This window comes from Streptomyces sp. NPDC006193, assembly GCF_040613915.1.
Taxonomy (GTDB): Bacteria; Actinomycetota; Actinomycetes; order Streptomycetales; family Streptomycetaceae; genus Streptomyces.
On sequence record NZ_JBEXTB010000015.1, the window covers coordinates 52,528 to 73,709 of the forward strand.

The window sequence follows — 21,182 nt, forward strand, 5'->3', positions numbered from 1 at the left end:
GCGAATGGTCACAAAAGCTTACTTGTAAGCCATTCGGGAGGGGAGGCGCGCGGTCCGCCGTGTAGATTCCGGGGGCCGAGAGCCATGGAAGGGACCGATCCGGTGAACAAGAAGCTCGCGGCCGCACTGTCCGGCGGTGCGGTACTGGTAGTGGCGCTGTCCGGTTGCAGCAGCAGCAGCGGCGGCGGCGACAAGGGACCCGACCCCAAGCTGGTGGCCTGGGCCAAGACGGTGTGCGACGCGGTGCCCGCACAGGACGCGAAGATCAAGGCGGCGAACGCGGCGATCAGCACGACGGCCGCCGACACCGCCGAGCCCGAGACGCTGCAGAAGACCGACTCGCAGGCCTTCCAGGACATGTCCGACGGCTACAAGGCGATCGCCGCGGCCATCGGTGACGCCGGCGCGCCTCCCGGGGTGGACGGCGGCGCCGCGCGGCAGCAGGAGGTGGTGAAGAACCTCAACGGACTCGCCGCCTCCTACGCCGACCTCAAGAAGCAGGTCGACGCACTGAACACCAAGGACCAGGCGAAGTTCGCCTCCGGCCTGCACGACGTCGCCGTGCAGATGACCGAGCTGGAGAAGAAGCACAAGAGCGGCACCGAGGCGCTGAAGAACCTGCAGCAGGGCGAGGTCAAGGCGGCCATAGCCGAGCAGGCCAGCTGCAAGAAGGTGGCGTCCTCGGCCGCGCCGCCGGCGGGGTCCCCGGAGGGGTCCGCGAAGGGCTGAGGCGCACCGGAGGCGCACCGGGGCGAGCGGGCACGGGGCGGCCCGCCTTTCGCCGTCCGTGTCCGGCGGCGAACCGCCTGCGGGCGAAACGTTCCGCCGGCCGGTGGGCCGGGCGAGGGTCCGCCCGTGCGGCGGCTTCCGCCGCGGCCGGCGGGCACGCTGCGGCGGCGCAGCCGCCGACGGGGACGTGATGCGCTGCAGCGGCGCGTCCCGCAGCCGGTGCGGGACGCGCTCGGGCGCCGCCTTCGGCAGGCGGTGCGGGACGCGCTCGGGCGTCGCCTCGCGGCAGGGCGGTGCGGGGCGTGCTGGGGCCGCCTCCGCAGGCGGTGCGGGGGGCGGTGCGGGGCGTGCTGGGGCCGCTTCGCGCAGGCGGTGCGGGCCACAATGGGAGCGTGACTGACTCCGGACCCGCCCCCCTGCCCGCATCCGACCGGCCCGACGCCGCCGCACGCCTGCGGGACGCCCTGCTGGCGGCTTCCTTCACCGCCGACGGGCTGCTCGAACTGCTCGGCGCCCCCGCGTACGCGGCGCTGGCCCGCAGCGAGACCGTGCCCGCCCTCCGGGCGACCCGCGGCGACACGCCGCTCGAAACGCTCGTCCGGCTGTTCCTGCTCCAGCAACCGGTGCCGTACGCGCGCGTGGCGGGCGTTCTGCCGTGCGAGGAGGCGCTGGAGACCGGATGGCTCCGGCGCGTGGGCGGCGACGAGGTGGCCGCCACCGTGGACGTGCGGCCGTACGGCGGTCTCGACGGCGAGGACTGGTTCATCGTCTCCGACCTCGGCTGCGCCGTCGGCGGCGCCGGCGGCATCGGGCAGCGCGGCCGTGACGCGGGCACAGCCGTGGTGCTGGGCGTCGGCGGAGCCTCCACGACCCTCGCCGGCATCACCGTCCGGACGCCCGTCTCCTCCGCCCTGGACCTCGGCACCGGTTCCGGCATCCAGGCGCTGCACGCCGCACAGCACGCCACGCGCGTCACGGCGACCGACGTCAATCCGCGCGCGCTGCACATCGCGGCGCTCACGCTGGCGCTCTCCGGCTCGCCCGCCGCCGACCTGCGCGAGGGCTCGCTGTTCGAGCCGGTCCGGGACGACGAGACGTTCGACCTGATCGTGTCCAACCCGCCCTTCGTGATCTCCCCCGGTGCCCGGCTGACGTACCGGGACGGCGGCATGGGCGGGGACGACCTGTGCCGCTCGCTCGTCCAGCAGGCGGGGGAACGGCTGAACGAGGGCGGGTTCGCGCAGTTCCTCGCCAACTGGCAGCACGTGGAAGGGGAGGACTGGCAGGACAGACTCCGGTCGTGGGTGCCGCGCGGGTGCGACGCGTGGATCGTGCAACGCGAGGTGCAGGACGTCACGCAGTACGCCGAGCTGTGGCTCAGGGACTCAGGCGATCACCGCGGGGACCCGGCGGAGTACCAGGCGCGCTACGACGCCTGGCTCGACGAGTTCGAGGCGCGCAAGGTCAGGGCGGTCGGCTTCGGCTGGATCACCCTGCGCAGGACGGGGTCCGCCGAGCCCGCCATCACCGTGGAGGAGTGGCCGCATCCCGTCGAGCAGCCCCTCGGCGAGGCGATCCGGACGCACTTCGAGCGTCTGGACTACCTCCGGGAGCACGACGACGCGGCGCTGCTGCACAGCCGCTTCAAGCTCGCCGCCGAGGTGGTCCAGGAGCAGGTCGGGCTGCCCGGCGCGGAGGACCCGGAGCACGTGGTGCTGCGCCAGCACCGCGGGATGCGCCGGGCGACGAGGGTGGACACGGTCGGCGCCGGGTTCGCGGGCGTGTGCGACGGCACGCTCAGCGCCGGCCGCATCCTGGACGCCATCGCCCAGCTCGTCGGCGAGGACCCGGTGGCGCTGCGCGACCGGACGCCGGCCCAGATCCGGCTGCTGGTGGAGCAGGGCTTCCTCGAGCCGGTCGGCTGAGCGGACGGGGCTTGCGGGCCGGCCGGTCGAGCGGCCCGGGCTGCGAGCCGGTCGGCCGCGCACGGTCGGGGCTTACTCCAGCGGGTGGCTAAGACGCCGCGGTGTCCTTCGGCCGGTGCCGGCCGGTGCCGCCCGGTGACAGCCGGTCCGGCCGGTGGAGACCGGCCCGCGGGGACGCGGGGCGGGCGGCGGGCGGGTAGCGGGCGGCGGGCCCTCGCCCGGACCGTGCGGGGCAGATGCCGCACCGGTGAGTCCCGGTGAGTCCCGGCGGGTCACGGCGAATGCCGGCCACGCCGTAGGCCCGGCCGGAGCGTCGCCGGCCGGAGCGCGAGCACCGTCGCGGGCCGGTGGCGCGGGCCCGGGAGGACGCCCGCAGGGGCCGCCGCGGGCCGGTGTGCGGAAATCGGCCGGAAAAATATGGGACCGGGTCCGAGCCCCGCGTGTTCGAATGCACATTCGGTCCGCGCCGGTCTTCCGTTCACCCCGATGTCGCCCGCCGGCCTCCCGCGCGTGCCACCCTCCCGGCGCGGGGCGGTGCCGGACGGCGCGGAAGGGGCTGGCGGGGATGGAGAGCGGACCGGCGATCTTCGCTGGGGTGGTGTTCGCCCTGTTCGGAGCGGGTGTGCTGACCTGGACCGGGCGGCGTCTGCGGCGCCGCGAGCCGGTGGCCCACGGGGTGAACCGGGTCGCGTCGGCCGGCGTCGCGAGCATGGCCGGCGCGGTCGCGCTGGGCCTCGCCGTGTACTGCCTGAACCGCCTCTGATCCCGGTCGGGGTCATGTCCCGGGAGTAAGGGGAGCGTCACGCTCCGGACAGGGTCGCGGGATCGGCCGGGGACTCCGGGCGGCAGGAATGGCGGTAGTCGGGTTACCGTTCGAGTGGCCGTTGCGGGCTTTTCCCGTTTGACACGGGGGCGGGATGTAGCGTCACACTCCGCAGCGGCACACGAGCCAGCAGTACGCCGCGACCCCGGGACCAAGGCCTGGGGAGGCCCCAGCGTCGACCGGAGAGAAGAGCGAAGTTGTCCCCGACCAGCGAGACCGCACAGGGCGGCCGCCGACTCGTCATCGTCGAGTCGCCTGCCAAGGCGAAGACGATCAAGGGCTACCTCGGCCCCGGCTACGTAGTCGAAGCGAGCGTCGGGCACATCCGCGACCTCCCCAACGGTGCCGCGGAGGTGCCGGAGAAGTACACCGGTGAGGTCCGCCGCCTCGGTGTGGACGTCGAACATGACTTCCAGCCGATCTATGTCATCAACGCCGACAAGAAGGCGCAGGTCAAGAAGCTCAAGGACCTGTTGAAGGACTCCGACGAGCTGTTCCTGGCCACCGACGAGGACCGGGAGGGCGAGGCGATCGCCTGGCACCTCCAGGAGGTCCTGAAGCCGAAGATCCCGGTCAAGCGCATGGTGTTCCACGAGATCACCAAGGACGCGATCCGCGAGGCCGTCGCCAACCCGCGCCAGCTCAACCAGAGGCTCGTCGACGCCCAGGAGACCCGCCGCATCCTCGACCGCCTCTACGGCTACGAGGTCTCCCCGGTGCTGTGGAAGAAGGTCATGCCCCGGCTGTCGGCCGGACGCGTGCAGTCCGTCGCCACACGCCTCGTCGTGGAGCGGGAACGCGAGCGCATGGCGTTCCGCTCCGCCGAGTACTGGGACCTGACGGGCACGTTCGCGACGGGCCGCGCGGGCGACCCGTCGGACCCGGCGACGCTCGTCGCCCGCCTGCAGACCGTCGACGGCAGGCGGGTCGCGCAGGGCCGCGACTTCGACTCCCTCGGCCGGCTCAAGAGCGACAACACCCTGCACCTCGACGAGGCGACAGCCCGTTCCCTCGCCGCCGCCCTGGACGACACCCGCTTCTCCGTGCGGTCCGTCGAGTCCAAGCCGTACCGCCGCTCGCCGTACGCCCCGTTCCGTACGACGACGCTGCAGCAGGAGGCCAGCCGCAAGCTCGGCTTCGGCGCGAAGGCGACCATGCAGATCGCGCAGAAGCTGTACGAGAACGGCTACATCACGTACATGCGAACGGACTCCACGACGCTGAGCGACACGGCGATCGCGGCGGCCCGTGCGCAGGTCACGCAGCTGTACGGCGCCGACTACCTGCCTCCGCAGCCGCGCACCTACGCCGCCAAGGTGAAGAACGCGCAGGAGGCGCACGAGGCGATCCGCCCGTCGGGTGATCGGTTCCGCACGCCCGCGGAGACGGGTCTGACCGGCGACCAGTTCAAGCTCTACGAGCTGATCTGGAAGCGGACCGTCGCCTCCCAGATGAAGGACGCGACCGGCGACAGCGTGACCGTGAAGATCGGCGGCACCGCCGCCGACGGCCGGGACGTCGAGTTCAGCGCCTCCGGCAAGACGATCACCTTCCACGGCTTCCTCAAGGCCTACGTCGAGGGCGCCGACGACCCGAACGCCGAGCTGGACGACCGCGAGCGCCGGCTGCCGCAGGTCGCCGAGGGCGACGCGCTGTCCGCCGAGCAGATCACCGTCGACGGCCACGCGACGAAGCCCCCGGCCCGCTACACCGAGGCCAGCCTGGTCAAGGAGCTGGAGGAGCGCGAGATCGGCCGCCCGTCGACGTACGCGTCGATCATCGGCACCATCCTCGACCGCGGCTACGTCTTCAAGAAGGGCACCGCCCTGGTGCCGTCCTTCCTCTCCTTCGCCGTGGTGAACCTCCTGGAGAAGCACTTCGGCCGGCTGGTCGACTACGACTTCACCGCCAAGATGGAGGACGACCTCGACCGCATCGCCCGCGGCGAGGCCCAGGCCGTGCCGTGGCTCAAGCGCTTCTACTTCGGCGAGGGCACGGTGGAGGGCGTCGCGGCCGACGCCGGCAACGGCGACGGCGACCACCTCGGCGGCCTCAAGGAACTGGTGACGGACCTGGGCGCGATCGACGCGCGCGAGGTGTCGTCGTTCCCGGTGGGCAACGGCATCGTGCTCCGCGTCGGCCGCTACGGCCCGTACATCGAGCGCGGCGAGAAGGACACCGAGCAGCACCAGCGCGCCGACATCCCCGACGACCTGGCGCCGGACGAGCTGACCGTCGAGCTGGCCGAGGAACTGCTGGCCAAGCCCAGCGGCGACTTCGAGCTGGGCACCGACCCGGCCACCGGCCACACGATCGTCGCCAAGGACGGCCGCTACGGCCCGTACGTCACGGAGATCCTCCCCGAGGGCACCCCGAAGTCGGGCAAGAACGCCGTCAAGCCGCGTACCGCCAGCCTGTTCAAGTCCATGTCACTCGACACGGTGACCCTCGAGGACGCGCTGCGGCTGATGTCCCTGCCGCGGGTCGTCGGCACCGACGCCGACGGCGTGGAGATCACCGCGCAGAACGGCCGGTACGGCCCGTACCTGAAGAAGGGCACGGACTCGCGCTCGCTGCAGACCGAGGACCAGATCTTCACGATCACGCTGGAGGAGGCGCAGGCGATCTACGCCCAGCCGAAGCAGCGCGGCCGGGCCGCGGCCAAGCCGCCGCTGAAGGAGCTGGGCGAGGACCCGGTCTCCGGAAAGCCGGTCGTGGTCAAGGACGGCCGCTTCGGCCCGTACGTCACCGACGGGGAGACCAACGCGACCCTCCGCTCGGGTGACAGCGTCGAGACGATCACTCCGGAGCGCGGCTTCGAACTGCTCGCCGAGAAGCGTGCGAAGAGCCCCGCCAAGAAGACCGCGAAGAAGGCGGCGGCGAAGAAGACCGCCCCCGCGAAGAAGACGGCCGCCAAGAAGACGGCGGCGAAGAAGACGACGGCCGCCGCCAAGAAGACGGCCACGAAGAAGACCACCGCGGCGAAGGCCACGGCCTCGAAGGCGACGGCGTCCGGCACGGGCGACTGACGCTCCGTCGGGCGCCCACCCGGTCGCACGGCTTCGCGCAGCGAACGCCCCGGCATCCCGCCGATGCCGGGGCGCGCGCACGTCGGGACACCGAGGTGTGCTGTCTGCGGCTGCGGATAGGCTGAACGCATGACGCGAGCCGAGCAGCCAACGGCCCCCACCACAGCACCGGACGACTCCCTGGTCGCGGACTCCCGAGAGCGCGCCGTCCGCTCCCTGCTGCGCCGACCGCAGCTGAGGCGCTTGTGGAGCGCGCAACTGGTGAGCGGTGTCGGCGACGCCCTGGCACTCTTCGTGCTGGTCCTCCTGGCCCTCCAGGCGGCCGTCGCCGAGGGCGCGTTCGGCGGCGGCTACCGCGGCGTGGCGTTCGCAGTGGCGACGGTCTTCGCGGCGCGCATCCTCGCCACCCTGCTCTTCGGCGCCGTCCTGCTCGGCCCGTTGACGGCGCTCACCGCCCAGGAGGGGCCGCTCGACCGCCGCTGGACCATGGTCGGCGCCGACGGCGTGCGCGCCGCGCTGCTGATCATCGCTCCCCTGTGGGTCGACTGGACGCCGGACAACGCCCTCGCGGCGCTGCTGGTCACCGCCTTCGTCGTCGGCGTCGCCGAGCGGCTGTGGACGGTGTGCCGGGAGAGCGCCGCCCCCGCCCTGCTGCCGTCCCCGCCCCCCGAGGGCGCGACGGTGCGGCCGCTGCCGGACCACCTCGACGCCCTGCGCCGCCTGTCGCTGCGCACGACCTTCCTCGCGGTCCCGCTGGCCGCCGCGACGCTCGTCGCCGCCGCCCTGCTGAACAACCTGCTGGGCACCGGCGTGGCCTGGTTCGACCAGCACCAGGCAGCCCTCGGCTCCTACGTGGCGGCGGGTCTGTTCGCGGCCTCCCTGTCCGTGCTGACCCACCTCGAACTGCCCGACACGCGCACCCCCCGCGCGCGGTCCCCGCTCGAGGGCCTGCGCCGCCCGCGCACCGGCGCCGGCGTCGACAAGGGCCGTACGGGCGCCGTCCCGCTGCTCGTCCCGGCCTGCGCCGGGGTCGCCGGCGCGATCGCGGCGGCCGTCGCGGTGTGCGTGCTGCACGCCAAGGACCTCGGCGGCGGCCCGGTGCTCTACGGCCTGCTGGTGCTGGGGCTGACCGGCGGCGTCGCCGCCGGCATCCGTACGGCCCCCGCCCTGCTGCCCTCCCTCTCGCGCCGCCGCCTGCTGGCCCTCGCGCTCGCCTTCACCGGCATCGCCCTGCTGGCCGCCGGACTGGTCCCGGACGTCACCACGGTGCTGCTGATCGTCACCCTTGCGGGCGCGGGCGCGGGCGTGGCCGCCAACACCGGGCACACCCTGCTGGACCAGGAGACCGAGGACTTCCGCCGGGCGCGCACCACCGAACACCTGCACGCCGTGGTCCGCGTCTTCATAGCGCTCGGCGTCCTCGTCGCCCCGCTGATCGCGGCCCTGATCGGCCCGCACCGCCTGCAGAACGGCAAGTTCGTCTTCGCGCACGGCGGGGCGGCCTTCACCCTGATGCTGGTCGGGGCGCTGCTGCTGCCGGTGGCCGCGCTGGTCCTGGCCAAGGTCGACGACCGGTCCGGCGTACCGCTGCGCCAGGACCTCAAGGACGCGCTGCTGGGCGGCGACGACCCGGTCACCGCCCCGGCGGCGAACGGTTTCTTCATCGCCCTGGAGGGCGGCGACGGCTCCGGCAAGTCCACCCAGGCCGAGGCCCTCGCCGAGTGGATCCGCGCCAAGGGCCACGAAGTCGTGCTCACCCGCGAGCCGGGCGCCACTCCGGTGGGCAAGCGGCTGCGCTCGATCCTGCTGGACGTGTCCTCGGCCGGCCTGTCGCACCGCGCGGAGGCGCTGCTGTACGCCGCCGACCGCGCGGAGCACGTCGACACGGTCGTGCGCCCCGCCCTGGCGCGCGGCGCGGTGGTGATCTCCGACCGCTACATCGATTCCTCCGTCGCCTACCAGGGCGCCGGCCGGGATCTGTCCCCGACCGAGATCGCCCGCATCAACCGCTGGGCCACCGACGGTCTCGTCCCGCACCTCACCGTCCTGCTGGACGTCTCCCCGGAGACCGCCCGCGAACGGTTCACGGAGGCGCCGGACCGGCTGGAGTCGGAGCCGGCGGAGTTCCACGCGCGCGTGCGGGCCGGTTTCCTCACCCTGGCCGCCTCCGACCCCGGCCGCTACCTGGTCGTGGACGCCGGGCAGGAACCCGAGGCGGTCACGACCGTGATCCGGCACCGCCTGGACACCGTGCTGCCGCTGTCCGAGGCCGAGATCAGGGCCAAGGAGGAGGCCCGCAGGAAGGCCGAGGAGGAAGCCCGCCGCAAGGCCGAGGAAGAGGCCGCGCGCAAGGCCGAGGAGGAGCGCCTGGAGCGGGAGCGCCAGGAGCAGCTCGCCAAGCTCCGCGCCGAGGAGGAGGAGCGCAAGCGGCGCGAGCTGGAGGAGGCGCAGCGCCGCGAGGCGGAACGGCAGGCCGAGGAGGCCCGGCTGCGGGCCGAGGAGGCGCGCCGGCGCGCGGAGGAGGAGCGGCAGCGGCTGCTCGCCGAGGAGAAGGCACGGGCCGAGGCGGAGGCCCGCCGCAGGGCCGAGGAGGAGCGGCGCCGCAAGCAGGCCGAGGAAGAGGCGCGGCTGCGCGCCGAGGAGGAGGCCCGCCAGGCGCGGCTGCGCGCCGAGGAGGAGGCCCGGCGCCTGGAGGCGCAGCGCAAGGCCGAGGAGGCGTTGCTGCGGGCCGAGGAGGCCCGGCGGCAGGCCGCCGAGGCCGCGGCGGCCGCCGACGCGGCGGCCCGCATGCCCAGCGCCCCCTTGCCGACCGCACCGGGCGTGGCTCCCGACACGGCCACGGCCGGCACGCCGATGGCCCCGGCGGACGCCGGCGGGCCGCGTACGGACACGCGGGCCACCGAGGACACGACGGTGCTGCGACCGGTGCGCGAGGACCGGCACGGCTCCGCCGACGCGGCGTGGGGCTCCGGCGGCACGGCGCGGGGCGCGCAGCCCGACGCCGAGGTGACCGCCGAGCTGCCGCAGCCGCCGGCGGCCCTCGGGGCTGCGGAGGAGACGGCCGTGCTGCCGCCGGTGGCTCCGGGTGCGGCGGACGACACCGCAGTGCTGCCGCCGGTGTCCTTCGAGGAGACGGCGAAGCTGCCGCCGGTGACCGGCGCCGCGACCGCCGGTGCGGCCGTGCCGCCCGTCCGGGGCGACGACCCGGCGGACCGTGTGCCGCCCGGTTTCTTCCGGGACGAGCAGCCGGGCGCGGGCCCGGACGGCTCCGAGCCGCGCACGCGCGAGATGCCCCGGATCGACGCCGACGGCGCCTCGCCCCGCCGGACGCGCTCCGACTGGGCCGAGGAGACCCCGCTGGACGACCTGCCGACGCTGGCGGACGAGCTGCTGGGCTCCTACGACGAGCGGGGGAACGGCGACCAGGGCGGCCCCGACGGGGAGCAGCAGGGCCGCGGAGGCCGTGGCCGGAGCGGCCGGCGCGGCTGAGCCGCACCGGCCGCCCGGCTGCCGCCCTCAGGCGCGGCCGGCGTCCGGCGGGCCTGAGCAGCGCCGGGGCCGGCCGGGCCCCGGCCGGGGCGGTGCCGGGCCCTCGGGAGGGGAACCGGGGGCCGCCGCCTTCCGCTGCCCCCGCTGGCCTCCCGCTGCACCCGCCCGACCTTGCGGCAGCCGTCGGTGCTCCTCCCGCCCCGCTCCCCTCACGCTCTCCCGCCGGGCCGGAGCCCACCGCGGCGCCGCCCGGCCCGGTGGCCGCGCGAGCACCTGCGCCCCGCGCTGTCAGTGGCCGCCCCCACAATGGAAGCCGGAACGCGGAGTGCGACGGAAGGGCGGCGTGACCCATGACCGTGTGGGACGACCTCGTCGGGCAGGAGAAGGTGAGCGCGGTGCTCGAGGCCGCCGCGCAGGACGCCGACGCCCTGGTCACGGCCGCCGCGGCGGACGAGCCGCTGCCCGAGGCGTCGAAGATGACGCACGCCTGGCTGTTCACGGGCCCGCCGGGCGCGGGCCGGAACCAGGCGGCGCGGGCCTTCGCCGCGGCCCTGCAGTGCGTGAGCCCCGACCGCGCCCTCGGCGGGGCGCCCGGCTGCGGCTTCTGCGACGGCTGCCACACCGCGCTGCTCGGCACCCACGCGGACGTCACGACGGTCGCGGCGGTCGGCGCGGAGATCCTGGTCAAGGACATGCGGGACACCGTCCGCAAGTCGTTCACCTCCCCGGCGAACGGCCGCTGGCAGATCATCCTGGTGGAGGACGCCGAGCGGCTGAACGAGAAGTCCGCCAACGCCGTCCTCAAGGCCGTCGAGGAGCCCGCCCCCCGCACGGTCTGGCTGCTGTGCGCCCCTTCCGTCGAGGACGTCCTGCCGACGATCCGCTCCCGCTGCCGGCACCTGAACCTGCGCACGCCGTCGGTCGAGGCGGTCGCCGACATGCTGGTCCGCAGGGACGGCATCGAGCCCGGTGTGGCGGTCGCCGCCGCGCGCGCCACCCAGGGGCACGTCGACCGGGCCCGCCGTCTGGCCACCGACCCGGCGGCCCGCGAGCGCCGCGCCGCCGTGCTGAAGCTGCCCCTGCGGCTGGACGAGGTCGGCGCCTGCCTGAAGGCCGCCCAGGAGCTGGTCGACGCGGCGGCCGAGGACGCCAAGCAGCTCGCCGAAGAGGTGGACGGCAAGGAGACCGAGGAGCTGAAGGCGGCGCTCGGCGCGGCCCAGGGCGGCCGGCTGCCGCGCGGCACCGCCGGGGTGATGAAGGACCTCGAGGACATGCAGAAGCGCCGCAGAACCCGTACCCAGCGCGACAGCCTCGACGTAGCCCTCGGCGATCTGACCGCCTTCTACCGCGACGTCCTCGCCCTCCAGCTCGGCACCCGCGTGGCGATCGCCAACACCGACGCCGAGGACGCCCTGGAGCGGCTGGCCCGCGCCAGCACCCCGGAGTCCACCCTCCGCCGCATCGAGGCGATCGCCGCGTGCCGCGAGGCGCTGGACCGCAACGTGGCCCCGCTGCTGGCGGTGGAGGCGATGACGATGGCGCTCCGGGCGGGGTGACGGCCCGCCGCCGACGGGAAGCGGGGGACGGCCCGCCGCCGACAGGAAGCGGGGGACGGCCCGCCGCGGGCAGGAAGGGAGGCGTCTCATGACCGCGACGCGAAGGCCCGGAGCCCGGCCGGGCGCACCGCCCGTGTCCCCCGTACGAGCCACGCTTCCGACGGTACGCATCCGATCGGTCGCTCAGCGTTACGCTCGTCCGATGCACACCAGGCCACCCCTCCGCCGGTTCCGCGACATCCCCACCCGGGCGACGGCCCGTCTCACGGCCGCCTTCGTCACGGCCGCCGCCCTGCTCGTGTCCGCCTGCTCCGCCGTGAGTCCCGGTACGCCGGGGAGCGGGACGGTGGACGCGGCGCTGGCCGCGCTGCCGAGGTCCACGCCGTCGGCGCTGACGCCGTACTACGGCCAGCGCCTGCACTGGCGCGGCTGCGGCGTGCCCGGCTTCCAGTGCGCCACGATGAAGGCGCCGCTGGACTACGCCAGACCCGGCGCGGGCTCCGTGCGGCTCGCCGTCGCCCGCAAGAAGGCCACGGGGAAGGGCAGGCCCCTGGGTTCGCTGCTGGTCAACCCCGGCGGTCCGGGCGGCTCGGCGGTCGGCTACCTCCAGCAGTACGCGGGCATCGGCTACCCGGCCCAGGTCCGGGCCCGCTACGACATGGTCGCGGTGGACCCGCGGGGCGTCGCCCGCAGCGAGCCCGTTCAGTGCCTCGACGGGCCCCGGATGGACGCGTACACGCAGACCGACCTGACCCCCGACGACCAGCGGGAGCGGTCCGCGCTGGTCTCCGCCGTCCAGCAGTTCGCGGAGAGCTGCGGGGCCCGCTCGGCGCGGCTGCTGCGGCACGTCTCCACCGTCGAGGCGGCGAGGGACATGGACATCCTGCGGGCGGTCCTCGGCGACCGCAGGATGAACTACGTGGGGGCGTCCTACGGGACGTTCCTCGGGGCGACCTACGCCGGGCTGTTCCCCGAGCGGGTCGGGCGGATGGTCCTGGACGGCGCGATGGACCCGTCCCTCGACGCCCGCACCCTGACCCTGGACCAGACGGCGGGCTTCGAGACGGCGTTCCAGGCGTTTGCGAGGGACTGCGTACGGCACGCCGACTGCCCGCTCGGCGGGAAGGGCACGACGCCCGCCCGGGTCGGCGACCGCCTGAAGGCGTTCTTCCGGAAGCTGGACGCCCGTCCGGTACCGGCGGCCGGCGCGCGGGGCCGCAGGCTGGGGGAGTCGCTGGCCACCACCGGGGTGATCGCGGCGATGTACGACGAGGGGTCGTGGGGGCAGCTGCGCAAGGCGCTGACCTCGGCCATGAGGAAGAACGACGGCGCCGGCCTGCTGGCCCTCGCCGACAGCTACTACGAGCGGGACGCGAGCGGCCGCTACAGCAACCTGATGATGGCCAACGCCGCCGTGAACTGCCTGGACCTGCCCCCCGCCTTCACCGGCCCCGAAGAAGTGGAGAGGTCGCTGCCCGCCTTCGCGAAGGCGTCCCCGGTCTTCGGTCCCGGCCTCGCGTGGGCCTCGCTGAACTGCGCGTACTGGCCGGTGAGGGCGACGGGCGAGCCGCACCGCATCGAGGCGAAGGGCGCGGCGCCGATCGTGGTGGTCGGCACGGTCCGCGATCCGGCGACGCCGTACCGCTGGGCGCAGTCGCTGGCCCGCCAGCTCTCCTCCGGCCGTCTGCTGACCTACGACGGCGACGGCCACACCGCCTACGGCCGCGGCAGCGCCTGCGTCGACTCGGCGATCAACGCCTACCTCCTGCGGGGCACCCCGCCGGCCGCCGGGAAGCGGTGCTCGTAGACCCCACGGCCCGCCCCGGAGCCGCCCGCTCCGGGGCGGGTGCGAAGCACCCCCGGAAACTGTGTAGACTTACCGACGTTGCTGATCGCACCATGGTGCGGACAGCGCGCCGCTTTAGCTCAGATGGCCAGAGCAACGCACTCGTAATGCGTAGGTCTCGGGTTCGAATCCCGAAAGCGGCTCTCCTGGGACCCCAGGTCGGACCTCGTCCGGCCTGGGGTTCTGTCGTACGGGCACGCGGGCGGCGGCGCCGGCCGTGGGTGACCGGCAGGGGTGCGCGAAACGTCGAGCGGGGCGGCGCGCGGAGTCGTCCCGCGGTGCGCGGAGGCCCGCAGGGGAAGCGGCGGGAGAGGGGTGCGGGACGGGGCCCCGGCCGTTCACCTCCGACGGCCGGGGCCCTGCACGTCCCCGGACCCAGCCGGCGGCGACACTCCCCCGAGTTACGCGACATACGCGCGCACCGACGGGCCGGATCCGATGGAATGATCACATCAGGGTTCACCAACGGATCGCTAACATGTGGCCAATGGTTCGTCGGTGAGCCTGCGGGCCGTCCGTCCGGAAGTTGCCCGGCGGCAGCGGGAAGAGGCCCGTGGGACGGCCGGTTCCGGGTCGGGCCGCCGGACGGAGGGTGGCGGGGAACCGCCTCGGACAGGGCGGATATCCGCCAGGCGACGGCGGGCGCACACCCGCCGCGGAGCACGGTCGGCCCCGACCGCGCGGGAAGGCAGTGAGGCGGCGTGATGCGGCGGTGCGAGCTGCGGTTCGGACTGCTGGGACCGCCGGTCCTCTACGACCGGCCGCCGTACGCGGTCGCGTACGACGCCTCCCGGACACCCCCGCCGTCCGGTGACGACGCCCGCGACGACGGCGTCCGGGCCATCGGCAGCCCCAAGGTCCGCGCGCTGCTCGCCGCACTGCTGCTGGAGCCCGGCCGGGTCGTCTCGGTCGCGTCGCTGAAGGACGCGCTGTGGGGCGGCGCGCCGCCCGTCTCCGCGCAGGCCTCCCTGCACAACCACGTCACCCGGCTGCGCCGGCTGCTGGACGACCCCGAGCGGCTCAGGGCCGTGCCGCCGGGCTATGTGCTGCGCGTCGACCACGGCGAGCTGGACGTGCACGTCTTCGACGCCCGGGTCGCCGAGGCGCGGGCCGCGCACGCCCGGCGGGACTGGCCGGGCGTCGTCCGCGCCTGCACCGCCGCGCTCGCGCTGTGGCGGGGCGCCCCGCTCGGCGGGCTGCCCGCCGGCTTCGGCGGTTACGCCCTGGTGCAGCGCCTTGCGGAGGCCCGGCTGCTGCTGCTGGAGTGGCGCTACGACGCCGAACTCGCCCTGGGCGGGCCGCGGCCGGCCGCGCTGGTCCCCGAACTCGCGGCGCTGGTCGCCGAGCATCCGCTGCGCGAGGCGTACCACCGTCAGCTCATGCTCGCCCTGCACCGCGCCGGCCGCCGGGCCGAGGCCCTCGCCGTCCACCGCGACCTGCGGGCCCGCCTGGTGGAGGAACTCGGCGTCGAGCCCGGCCCGGCGGTCCAGGAGGCACACGTCGAGGTGCTGCGGGGCGCGGAGCAGCGACGGCAGCAGACTCCCGGCGGCCCGGGGCCGGCCGGTGACGACGCGCGACAGCCGCGGCGGGACAGCCGGGTGGCCGGCGCCGCCGGCGACGACGCCGCTCCCGCTGCCCCGGACGACGGCGACCGCCAGGCCCCGCTGCACACCCCGCGCCCGGCCCAGCTCCCGGCCCCGCCCGCCCACTTCACCGGCCGCACCGACGTGCGCCGGGCGCTGCGCCGGGCGCTGACCGAACCGCCCGCCCCGGCGCCCGCCGTGGCCGTGATCAGCGGTATGGCGGGCGTGGGCAAGAGCGCGCTGGCGCTGCACGTCGCCCATGAGCTGCGTGAACGTTTCTCCGACGGCCAGCTCTACGTCAACCTGCACGGCGCCACCCCCGGCATGACCCCGCTCACCGCCGCGCAGGCGCTCGCCGCACTCCTGCGGGACCTCGGCGCCGAGCCCAAGAACATCCCCGAACACCCGGACGCGGCGGCCGCGTTGCTCCGGTCGCTGCTCGCCCCGGCCCGCATCCTGCTGGTCCTGGACGACGCGGCCGACGCGGCTCAGGTGCGGCCCCTGCTGCCGGCCGGGTCCGGCTGCGCGGTGATCGTCACCAGCCGTTCGCCGCTGACCGCCCTCGACGGCGCCCGGCGCTTCCCGCTCCGCCCGCTGACCGGCGAGGACAGTGCGGCGCTGCTGCGCGCGGTGAGCGGACGCGAAGGGCTGGACGCCGGCCACGCCCTGGTCGAGCTGACCGGCCGGCTGCCGCTGGCGCTGCGTGTCGTCGCCGCCCGGCTCGCCGCGCGCAGCGCCCTCACCCCGGAGGTCCTGGCCGGCCAACTCGCCGCCACCGGCGGGCGGCTGCACCACCTCGAGTACGACGACCTGAGCGTCCGGCGCTCCCTGGCCGTCGCCCACGACGCGCTGGCCGCCGCCGAACGCCAGGCCGACCGGGACGCCGCCTCGGCCCTGCGCCACATCGGCGCGCTCGACCTGCCCACCTACGGCGCCCCCCTCGTCGCCCGCCTCACCGGCACGGACGAACGCCGCGCCGAGGCCGCGCTGGACCGCCTGGTCGACGTCGCCCTCCTGGAGGAGACGGCGTACGGCCGGTACGCCCCCCACGACCTGGTCCGCGACTTCGCCCGCGAACTCGCGGACGCCGGCAGGGCGTCCGGACCGGCCCCGGCCGCCGAGGGGACCGCCGGGCAGGGCACGGGCGCCGAGGGGGCCGCCGGGCAGGGCGCGGGCGCCGAGTCGGCCGACCGCATCGCCCTGCGGTGGTACGCCGCCGTGGCCGAGCGGGTGCTGGCGGTGGTCGTGGAGCCGGGGCTCGACCTGGACGACCGGCGGCGGCCCACCGCCGCGCAGCCCGCCGGGCACGCGGCGGACGTGGCGGCGCTGCCGCCCTTCGAGTCGGCCGAGGAGGCCTTCGCCTGGGGCGAGGTGGAGTTGGAGAACGTCGTCGCCCTGGTGGAGCGGAACGCCGGCGCCGACGACGTGCCCACGGCAGCGGCGCTCTCGGCGCTCGTCCGGCTGCTCTTCCCGTACGTGCAGCGCAGCGGCCGGGTCGCCGAGATGGAGGTGCTGGGGCGGGCGGCGCTCACCGCGGCCCGGCGCCTGGAGGACCCGGCGGCCGAGGCGTACGCGCTCGGCGACCTCGCGGGCCTGCACTTCCTGACCGGCCGGCAGAACGACGCCCTCGCCCTCACCGACCGGGCCCTGGAGATCTGGCGGCGGCTCGGCACGGCGTCCCGGATCCGGCGCTGCCTCAACAACCGCGGGCTGCTCCTGGAGGGGCTCGGCCGGTTCGAGGAGTCGGAGGAGGCGCTGCGGCAGAGCCTCGCGTACTCACGGCTGCTGAACGACCCCTACGGCGAGGCCGTCACCCACAGCCACCTCGGCAACCTCTACGAGCACACCGATCCGCGCGCCGCCATCGAGCAGCACCGGCGCTCGCTCGCGATCGGGGACGCGATCGGCGCGGTCATCGTGCAGCACTCGGCGCACTGCAACATCGGCTACGCCCATCTCACCCTCGGCGAGCCGGCCGCCGCCGCCCGGCACTTCGAGGAGAGCCTGCGCATCCTCGGCGGCCACGGCGACTGGCACGGCGAGTCCCAGACCCGGCTCGGCCTGGTCCGCGCGCTGCGCGGGCTGGGACGGACCGAACGGGCGGCCGGGGAGTGCGCCGAACTGCTGCGCCGGGCGGAAGCCCGCACCGACCGCTACATGGGCGGGCTCGCGCTGCACCAGCACGGGCTGCTGCTGCGCGAGCAGGGGCGGCACGCGGAGGCGTACGACGCCTGGCGCGCGGCCCTCGCGGCGCTGGACGGCACCGACGAGCAGGCCGTCCTGGCACAGCTGCGGACCCTGCTCGACGACGGCTCGGCCGGCTCGGCCGGCTGATCGGCCGGCCGGGGAACCCGCCGGTGCGCGAACCGGCTCACTTGGCGTCGGCGTAGCACTCCACCACGGCCGTCGTGAACGGGAACCGCACCGGGGTCTGACCGAAGGTCAGCCGGCCGGCGAGGTCGGCGGACTCGCGGACGGCCCGGACGACGGTGTCGGCCTCCTCGGCCGGGCAGTGCACGATCACCTCGTCGTGCTGGAAGAAGACCAGCTCGGCCCGCAGCGGCGCGCAGGCCCGGCGCAGCGCGGCGAGCAGCAGCAGCGCCCAGTCGGCGGCGCTGCCCTGCACGACGAAGTTGCGCGCGAAGCGGCCCCGCGCGCGGGCGTCGGTGGAGGCGTAGCCGGGGACCCAGGCGTGCGCCCCGGTGTCGTCGTCGTGTGCGGCCGGGACGCCCGCCTCCTCCGCCGCGTCCTCCTCGCCCTGCACGGCGGGCGGCGGACAGGTGCGGCCCAGCCAGGTGCGCACGAGCCTGCCCTCCTCGCCCGCGCGGGCCGCCTCGTCGACGTAGGCGACGGCCTTCGGGAAGCGGCGGCGCAGCGCGGCGAGGTTCTTCAGGCCGTCGCCGGAGGTCTGGCCGTAGACCGCGCCGAGCACGGCGAGCTTGGCCTGGTTCCGGTCGCCGGAGAAGGCCCGGTCGGAGACGGACTGGTAGAGGTCGCTCTCGCGGCCGGCCACCTCCATCAGGCCGGGGTCGCGGGAGATCGCGGCCAGCACGCGCGGCTCCATCTGGTCGGCGTCGGCCACGACCAGCCGCCAGCCGGGGTCCGCGACCACGGCCCGGCGGAGCACCTTGGGGATCTGCAGGGCGCCCCCGCCGTTGGTCACCCAGCGTCCGGTGACCGTGCCGCCGGCGAGGAACCCGGGGCGGAAGCGGCCGTCGCGGACCCAGTCCTGCAGCCAGGACCAGCCGTGGGCCACCCAGATGCGGTACAGCTTCTTGTACTCCAGCAGGGGCTCGACGGCGGGGTGGTCGACGGTCCGGAGCTCCCAACGGCGGGTGGACTTCACCTTGATCCCGGCCTGCGCGAAGGCCTTGACGACGTCGGCCGGCAGGTCGGGCCGCACCCGGCGGCCGAAGGCCGCGGACACCTGGTCGGCGAGCTCGGCCAGGCGGCGGGGCTCGCCGCCGCCCGCGTACCGCTCGCCGAGCAGGTCGTGCAGCAGGCCGCGGTGGACCTCGGCGCTCCAGGGCAGGCCCGCGTGGTTCATCTCGGCGGCCACCAGCATGCCCGCGGACTCGGCGGCGGTCAGCAGCCGCATCCGGTCGGGGTGCGCGGTCCTCTCGTGCCGCCGCAGCTGCTCGGCGTGCACCGCGAGCAGGTCGGGCAGCGGCAGGCGGGCGCCGGCGGGCTCGAACAGCGGGGGCTGGCCGCCCGGTTCGGCCGCGCGCTGCGGCGGATCGGGCGGCACGGGTCCGCCGCGGAGGCGGGCCAGGGCGGCGGCGGCCGAACGCGGCTCGCCGTACCGCCCCTCGTGGCCCAGCAGGAGTGTCTCGGCGCCCTCGACGTCGTAGCACCGCTCCACTCGCACCCCCGTGGCGAGCAGGCGCGGGTAGACCTCGGCGGTCGACCGCCACACCCAGCGCGTCACCTCCGGGCGGCTCCGCACCGCCCCGGCGAGATCGCTCTCCCGCCGCACCGGTCCGGCGGGCAGCCCGTCCGGGCCGAGGGGGGCGACGTCCACGCCGCCGTCCTCGGCCGGCGCGAGCGCCCACCGGTCGGTCATGCCGACGAGTCTGGCAGGAGGGTCTGACAATCGCCCCGGCCCGCGGTTCCACCCGTGGCCGGCGGCTCCGCGCCGGATCGCGGTCACACCGGGCCCGCCGTCCTGCGGCTCACTCCGTCCCGTCGCCCCCGTCGCCCGTCCCGGCCTTCTTCTCCAGCAGCACCGCCAGGACCTTCCCGACGTACTCCTCGGTGCCGGCCTTGGTGACGCCGAGGCCGCTGAGGACTCCCTGGCCGTTCTCGTGCTCCAGCAGGGCGAGCAGGACGTGCTCGGTGCCGATGTAGTTGTGGCCGAGCCGGAGCGCCTCGCGGAAGGTGAGCTCCAGGACCTTCTTGGCCTCGGGGCCGTAGGGGACGAGCTCGGGCACGTCGTCGGCGGCGGGCGGCAGCGCGGCGGTCGCGGCCCCGCGTACGGCGTCCAGGGTGACGCCCTGCGCGGTGATCGCCTTCGCCGCCAGTCCCTCCGGCTCGGCCAGCAGCCCGAGGACCAGGTGCTCGGGCCTGCCCTCGGTGTTGCGGGCGGCCAGCGCCTCGTTGTGCGCGGCCATGACCACGTTCTGCGCGCGGGGGGTGTAGCGGCTGAAGCCCTGGCCGGGGTCCAGGTCGGCGGACTCCTTGGGCACGAACCGCTTCTGCGCCGCCTGCCGGGTCACCCCCATGCTCCGGCCGATGTCGGACCAGGACGCGCCGGAGCGGCGCGCCTGGTCGACGAAGTGCCCGATGAGGTGGTCGGCCACGTCGCCGAGGTGATCCGCCGCGATGACCGCGTCCTGGAGCTGGTCCAGGGGCTCGGTGTGGACCTTCTTGATGGCCTCGATGAGGTCGTCGAGGCGCACGGATGCCGTGATGTTCGGGTTGGTCGCCATGGTGTCAACCCTAGGTTGCGCCCCCAGGGGTGTCAACCGATGGTTGACACTCCTCCGTGCCGTCCGACGGCTCCGCCGGCCCCGCAGCCGGCGAGCCCGCTCGTTGTCCACAGCCTGTGGACGGCCGCGCCCGACTGTCCGCGCGGCATGGCACGATCGACAGCGTGACCAGCACTGCCAGCACCGTCGAGCGGGCCTTCCGGGCCGCCCTCCACGACGACACCGACACCGGGCTCGACACCGGCGCCTCCCTGCTCGCCGCCGACCCGGCCGCGGACGCCGAGCTCGCGCGGCGCGGCGAGGATCTCGTGGCGGCGGCCTGGCGTCGCGGCTGGCAGCCCGCGGACGTCGTGCGGCTGGTGCGGCGGGAGCTGGACGACGTGCACGTGGGCCTGGTGTCCGAGCTGATCAGGGCGCAGGCCGGGCGGGACCGCCCGCGCGGGCGCCGCTGGGCCGCCCAGCTGGAGGCCCTGCCGGCGGAGCCGGGACGCGGGGCCGACCGGTTCTCGCACGCCACGGCCGTCCTGGAGGTGTACCGGCTGCTGCTCCGCCTCCCCGCGCTGGAGCCCTTGGAGGAGGAGCGGCGCCGGGCACCCGGTCCGGGCGCCTCCCGCATGCTGACCCGCATCCGCGCCCTGCTCGCCAAGGCCGAGGCGACCGGCTACCCGGAGGAGGCGGAGGCCCTCAGCGCCAAGGCGCAGGAGCTGATGGCCCGGCACAGCGTCGACGAGGCGCTGCTCGCCGCCGGCGCGCCCGCCCCGGACGCCCCCGGCGCCTGCCGCATCGGGGTCGAACCGCCGTACGAGCAGGCCAAGGCGGTCCTGCTGGACGCGGTGGCCACCGCCAACCACTGCCGCGCGGTGTGGAACGAACCGTTCGGCTTCTCCACGGTCGTCGGCTTCGAGGCGGACCTGGAGGCGGTCGAGCTGCTCTACACCTCGCTGCTGGTGCAGGCCACGCACGCGATGACCCGGGCCGAGGCGCTCCAGCGGGCCGGCGGCCGCAAGCGCACCAAGACCTTCCGGCAGTCGTTCCTCGCGGCCTACGCGCACCGCGTGGGCGACCGGCTCGCGGCGGCCGCCGGGGCCCAGGTGACCCAGGACCTGCTTCCGGTGCTGGCCACGCGCGAGGCGGCCGTCGCGGGCCGGCTGGAGCGCATGTTCCCGCAGACCACCACGACCCGGCTGCGGGGGGTCAGCGACGCCGAGGGCTGGACCGAGGGCGCCCGCGCGGCGGACCGGGCGCAGGTCGCGGCCCGCCCGCGGCTCGAGTGA

The 21,182-nt window shown here is 75.4% G+C and carries 11 protein-coding genes and 1 tRNA gene; 10 read left to right on the top strand and 2 right to left on the bottom strand.

All coding sequences use genetic code 11. The features are described 5' to 3' along the window. Positions 1-102: 102 nt before the first annotated feature. The 9 genes from ABZ261_RS16405 to ABZ261_RS16445 all read left to right on the top strand — a co-directional run bounded on the left by ABZ261_RS16405 (position 103) and on the right by ABZ261_RS16445 (position 17,314). The gene (locus ABZ261_RS16405) at positions 103-729 is read left to right on the top strand and encodes a small secreted protein (protein ID WP_356859627.1); all 627 of its coding nucleotides are present in this window, start codon (positions 103-105) and stop codon (positions 727-729) included. Positions 730-1,121: 392 nt separating this feature from the next. Then, positions 1,122-2,654 carry a class I SAM-dependent methyltransferase gene (locus ABZ261_RS16410; RefSeq protein ID WP_356859628.1) on the top strand — a complete coding sequence of 511 codons (1,533 nt, stop codon included), beginning with the start codon at positions 1,122-1,124 and terminating at the stop codon, positions 2,652-2,654. 565 nt (positions 2,655-3,219) lie between these two features. After that, positions 3,220-3,417, top strand: coding sequence for a hypothetical protein (locus tag ABZ261_RS16415; RefSeq protein ID WP_356859630.1), 198 nt, complete (start codon positions 3,220-3,222; stop codon positions 3,415-3,417). 257 nt (positions 3,418-3,674) lie between these two features. Continuing rightward, positions 3,675-6,506 carry a type I DNA topoisomerase gene (gene topA / locus ABZ261_RS16420; RefSeq protein ID WP_356859632.1) on the top strand — a complete coding sequence of 944 codons (2,832 nt, stop codon included), beginning with the start codon at positions 3,675-3,677 and terminating at the stop codon, positions 6,504-6,506. Positions 6,507-6,635: 129 nt separating this feature from the next. Beyond that, entirely contained in the window at positions 6,636-9,995 is a 3,360-nt protein-coding gene (tmk, locus tag ABZ261_RS16425; RefSeq protein WP_356859634.1) for a dTMP kinase, read from the top strand. Between the two features lie 350 nt (positions 9,996-10,345). Further along, positions 10,346-11,551 (top strand): DNA polymerase III subunit delta', encoded by a 1,206-nt coding sequence (locus ABZ261_RS16430; RefSeq protein ID WP_356859636.1) that lies wholly within the window; start codon positions 10,346-10,348, stop codon positions 11,549-11,551. 202 nt (positions 11,552-11,753) lie between these two features. Next, positions 11,754-13,358, top strand: a complete 1,605-nt coding sequence (locus tag ABZ261_RS16435) for an alpha/beta hydrolase (protein WP_356859638.1) — start codon at positions 11,754-11,756, stop codon at positions 13,356-13,358. Positions 13,359-13,466: 108 nt separating this feature from the next. Next, positions 13,467-13,540 (top strand) — tRNA-Thr (locus ABZ261_RS16440). A gap of 561 nt (positions 13,541-14,101) precedes the next feature. Continuing rightward, entirely contained in the window at positions 14,102-17,314 is a 3,213-nt protein-coding gene (locus tag ABZ261_RS16445; protein WP_356859640.1) for a BTAD domain-containing putative transcriptional regulator, read from the top strand. Positions 17,315-17,351: 37 nt separating this feature from the next. Here the strand turns inward: ABZ261_RS16445 and ABZ261_RS16450 are convergent, their stop codons facing one another. Then, positions 17,352-19,043 carry a bifunctional 3'-5' exonuclease/DNA polymerase gene (locus ABZ261_RS16450; RefSeq protein ID WP_356859642.1) on the bottom strand — a complete coding sequence of 564 codons (1,692 nt, stop codon included), beginning with the start codon at positions 19,041-19,043 and terminating at the stop codon, positions 17,352-17,354. Positions 19,044-19,152: 109 nt separating this feature from the next. Further along, on the bottom strand, positions 19,153-19,908 hold the full coding sequence (locus ABZ261_RS16455; protein WP_356859644.1) for a Clp protease N-terminal domain-containing protein: 756 nt from the start codon (positions 19,906-19,908) through the stop codon (positions 19,153-19,155). A 164-nt stretch (positions 19,909-20,072) separates the two neighbouring features. On the opposite strand from ABZ261_RS16455, the gene ABZ261_RS16460 reads away from it, so the two are divergent. Beyond that, complete coding sequence (locus ABZ261_RS16460; protein WP_356859646.1) at positions 20,073-21,182, top strand: DUF2786 domain-containing protein; 1,110 nt, start codon at positions 20,073-20,075, stop codon at positions 21,180-21,182.

What these genes read in the sequence shown, in the direction of transcription:
- ABZ261_RS16415 (WP_356859630.1), top strand. Translation starts at nt 3,220, where the DNA reads ATGGAGAGCGGACCGGCGATCTTCGCTGGGGTGGTGTTCGCCCTGTTC.
- tmk (WP_356859634.1), top strand. Translation starts at nt 6,636, where the DNA reads ATGACGCGAGCCGAGCAGCCAACGGCCCCCACCACAGCACCGGACGAC.
- ABZ261_RS16430 (WP_356859636.1), top strand. Translation starts at nt 10,346, where the DNA reads ATGACCGTGTGGGACGACCTCGTCGGGCAGGAGAAGGTGAGCGCGGTG.
- ABZ261_RS16435 (WP_356859638.1), top strand. Translation starts at nt 11,754, where the DNA reads ATGCACACCAGGCCACCCCTCCGCCGGTTCCGCGACATCCCCACCCGG.
- ABZ261_RS16445 (WP_356859640.1), top strand. Translation starts at nt 14,102, where the DNA reads ATGCGGCGGTGCGAGCTGCGGTTCGGACTGCTGGGACCGCCGGTCCTC.
- ABZ261_RS16450 (WP_356859642.1), bottom strand. Translation starts at nt 19,043, where the DNA reads ATGACCGACCGGTGGGCGCTCGCGCCGGCCGAGGACGGCGGCGTGGAC.
- ABZ261_RS16455 (WP_356859644.1), bottom strand. Translation starts at nt 19,908, where the DNA reads ATGGCGACCAACCCGAACATCACGGCATCCGTGCGCCTCGACGACCTC.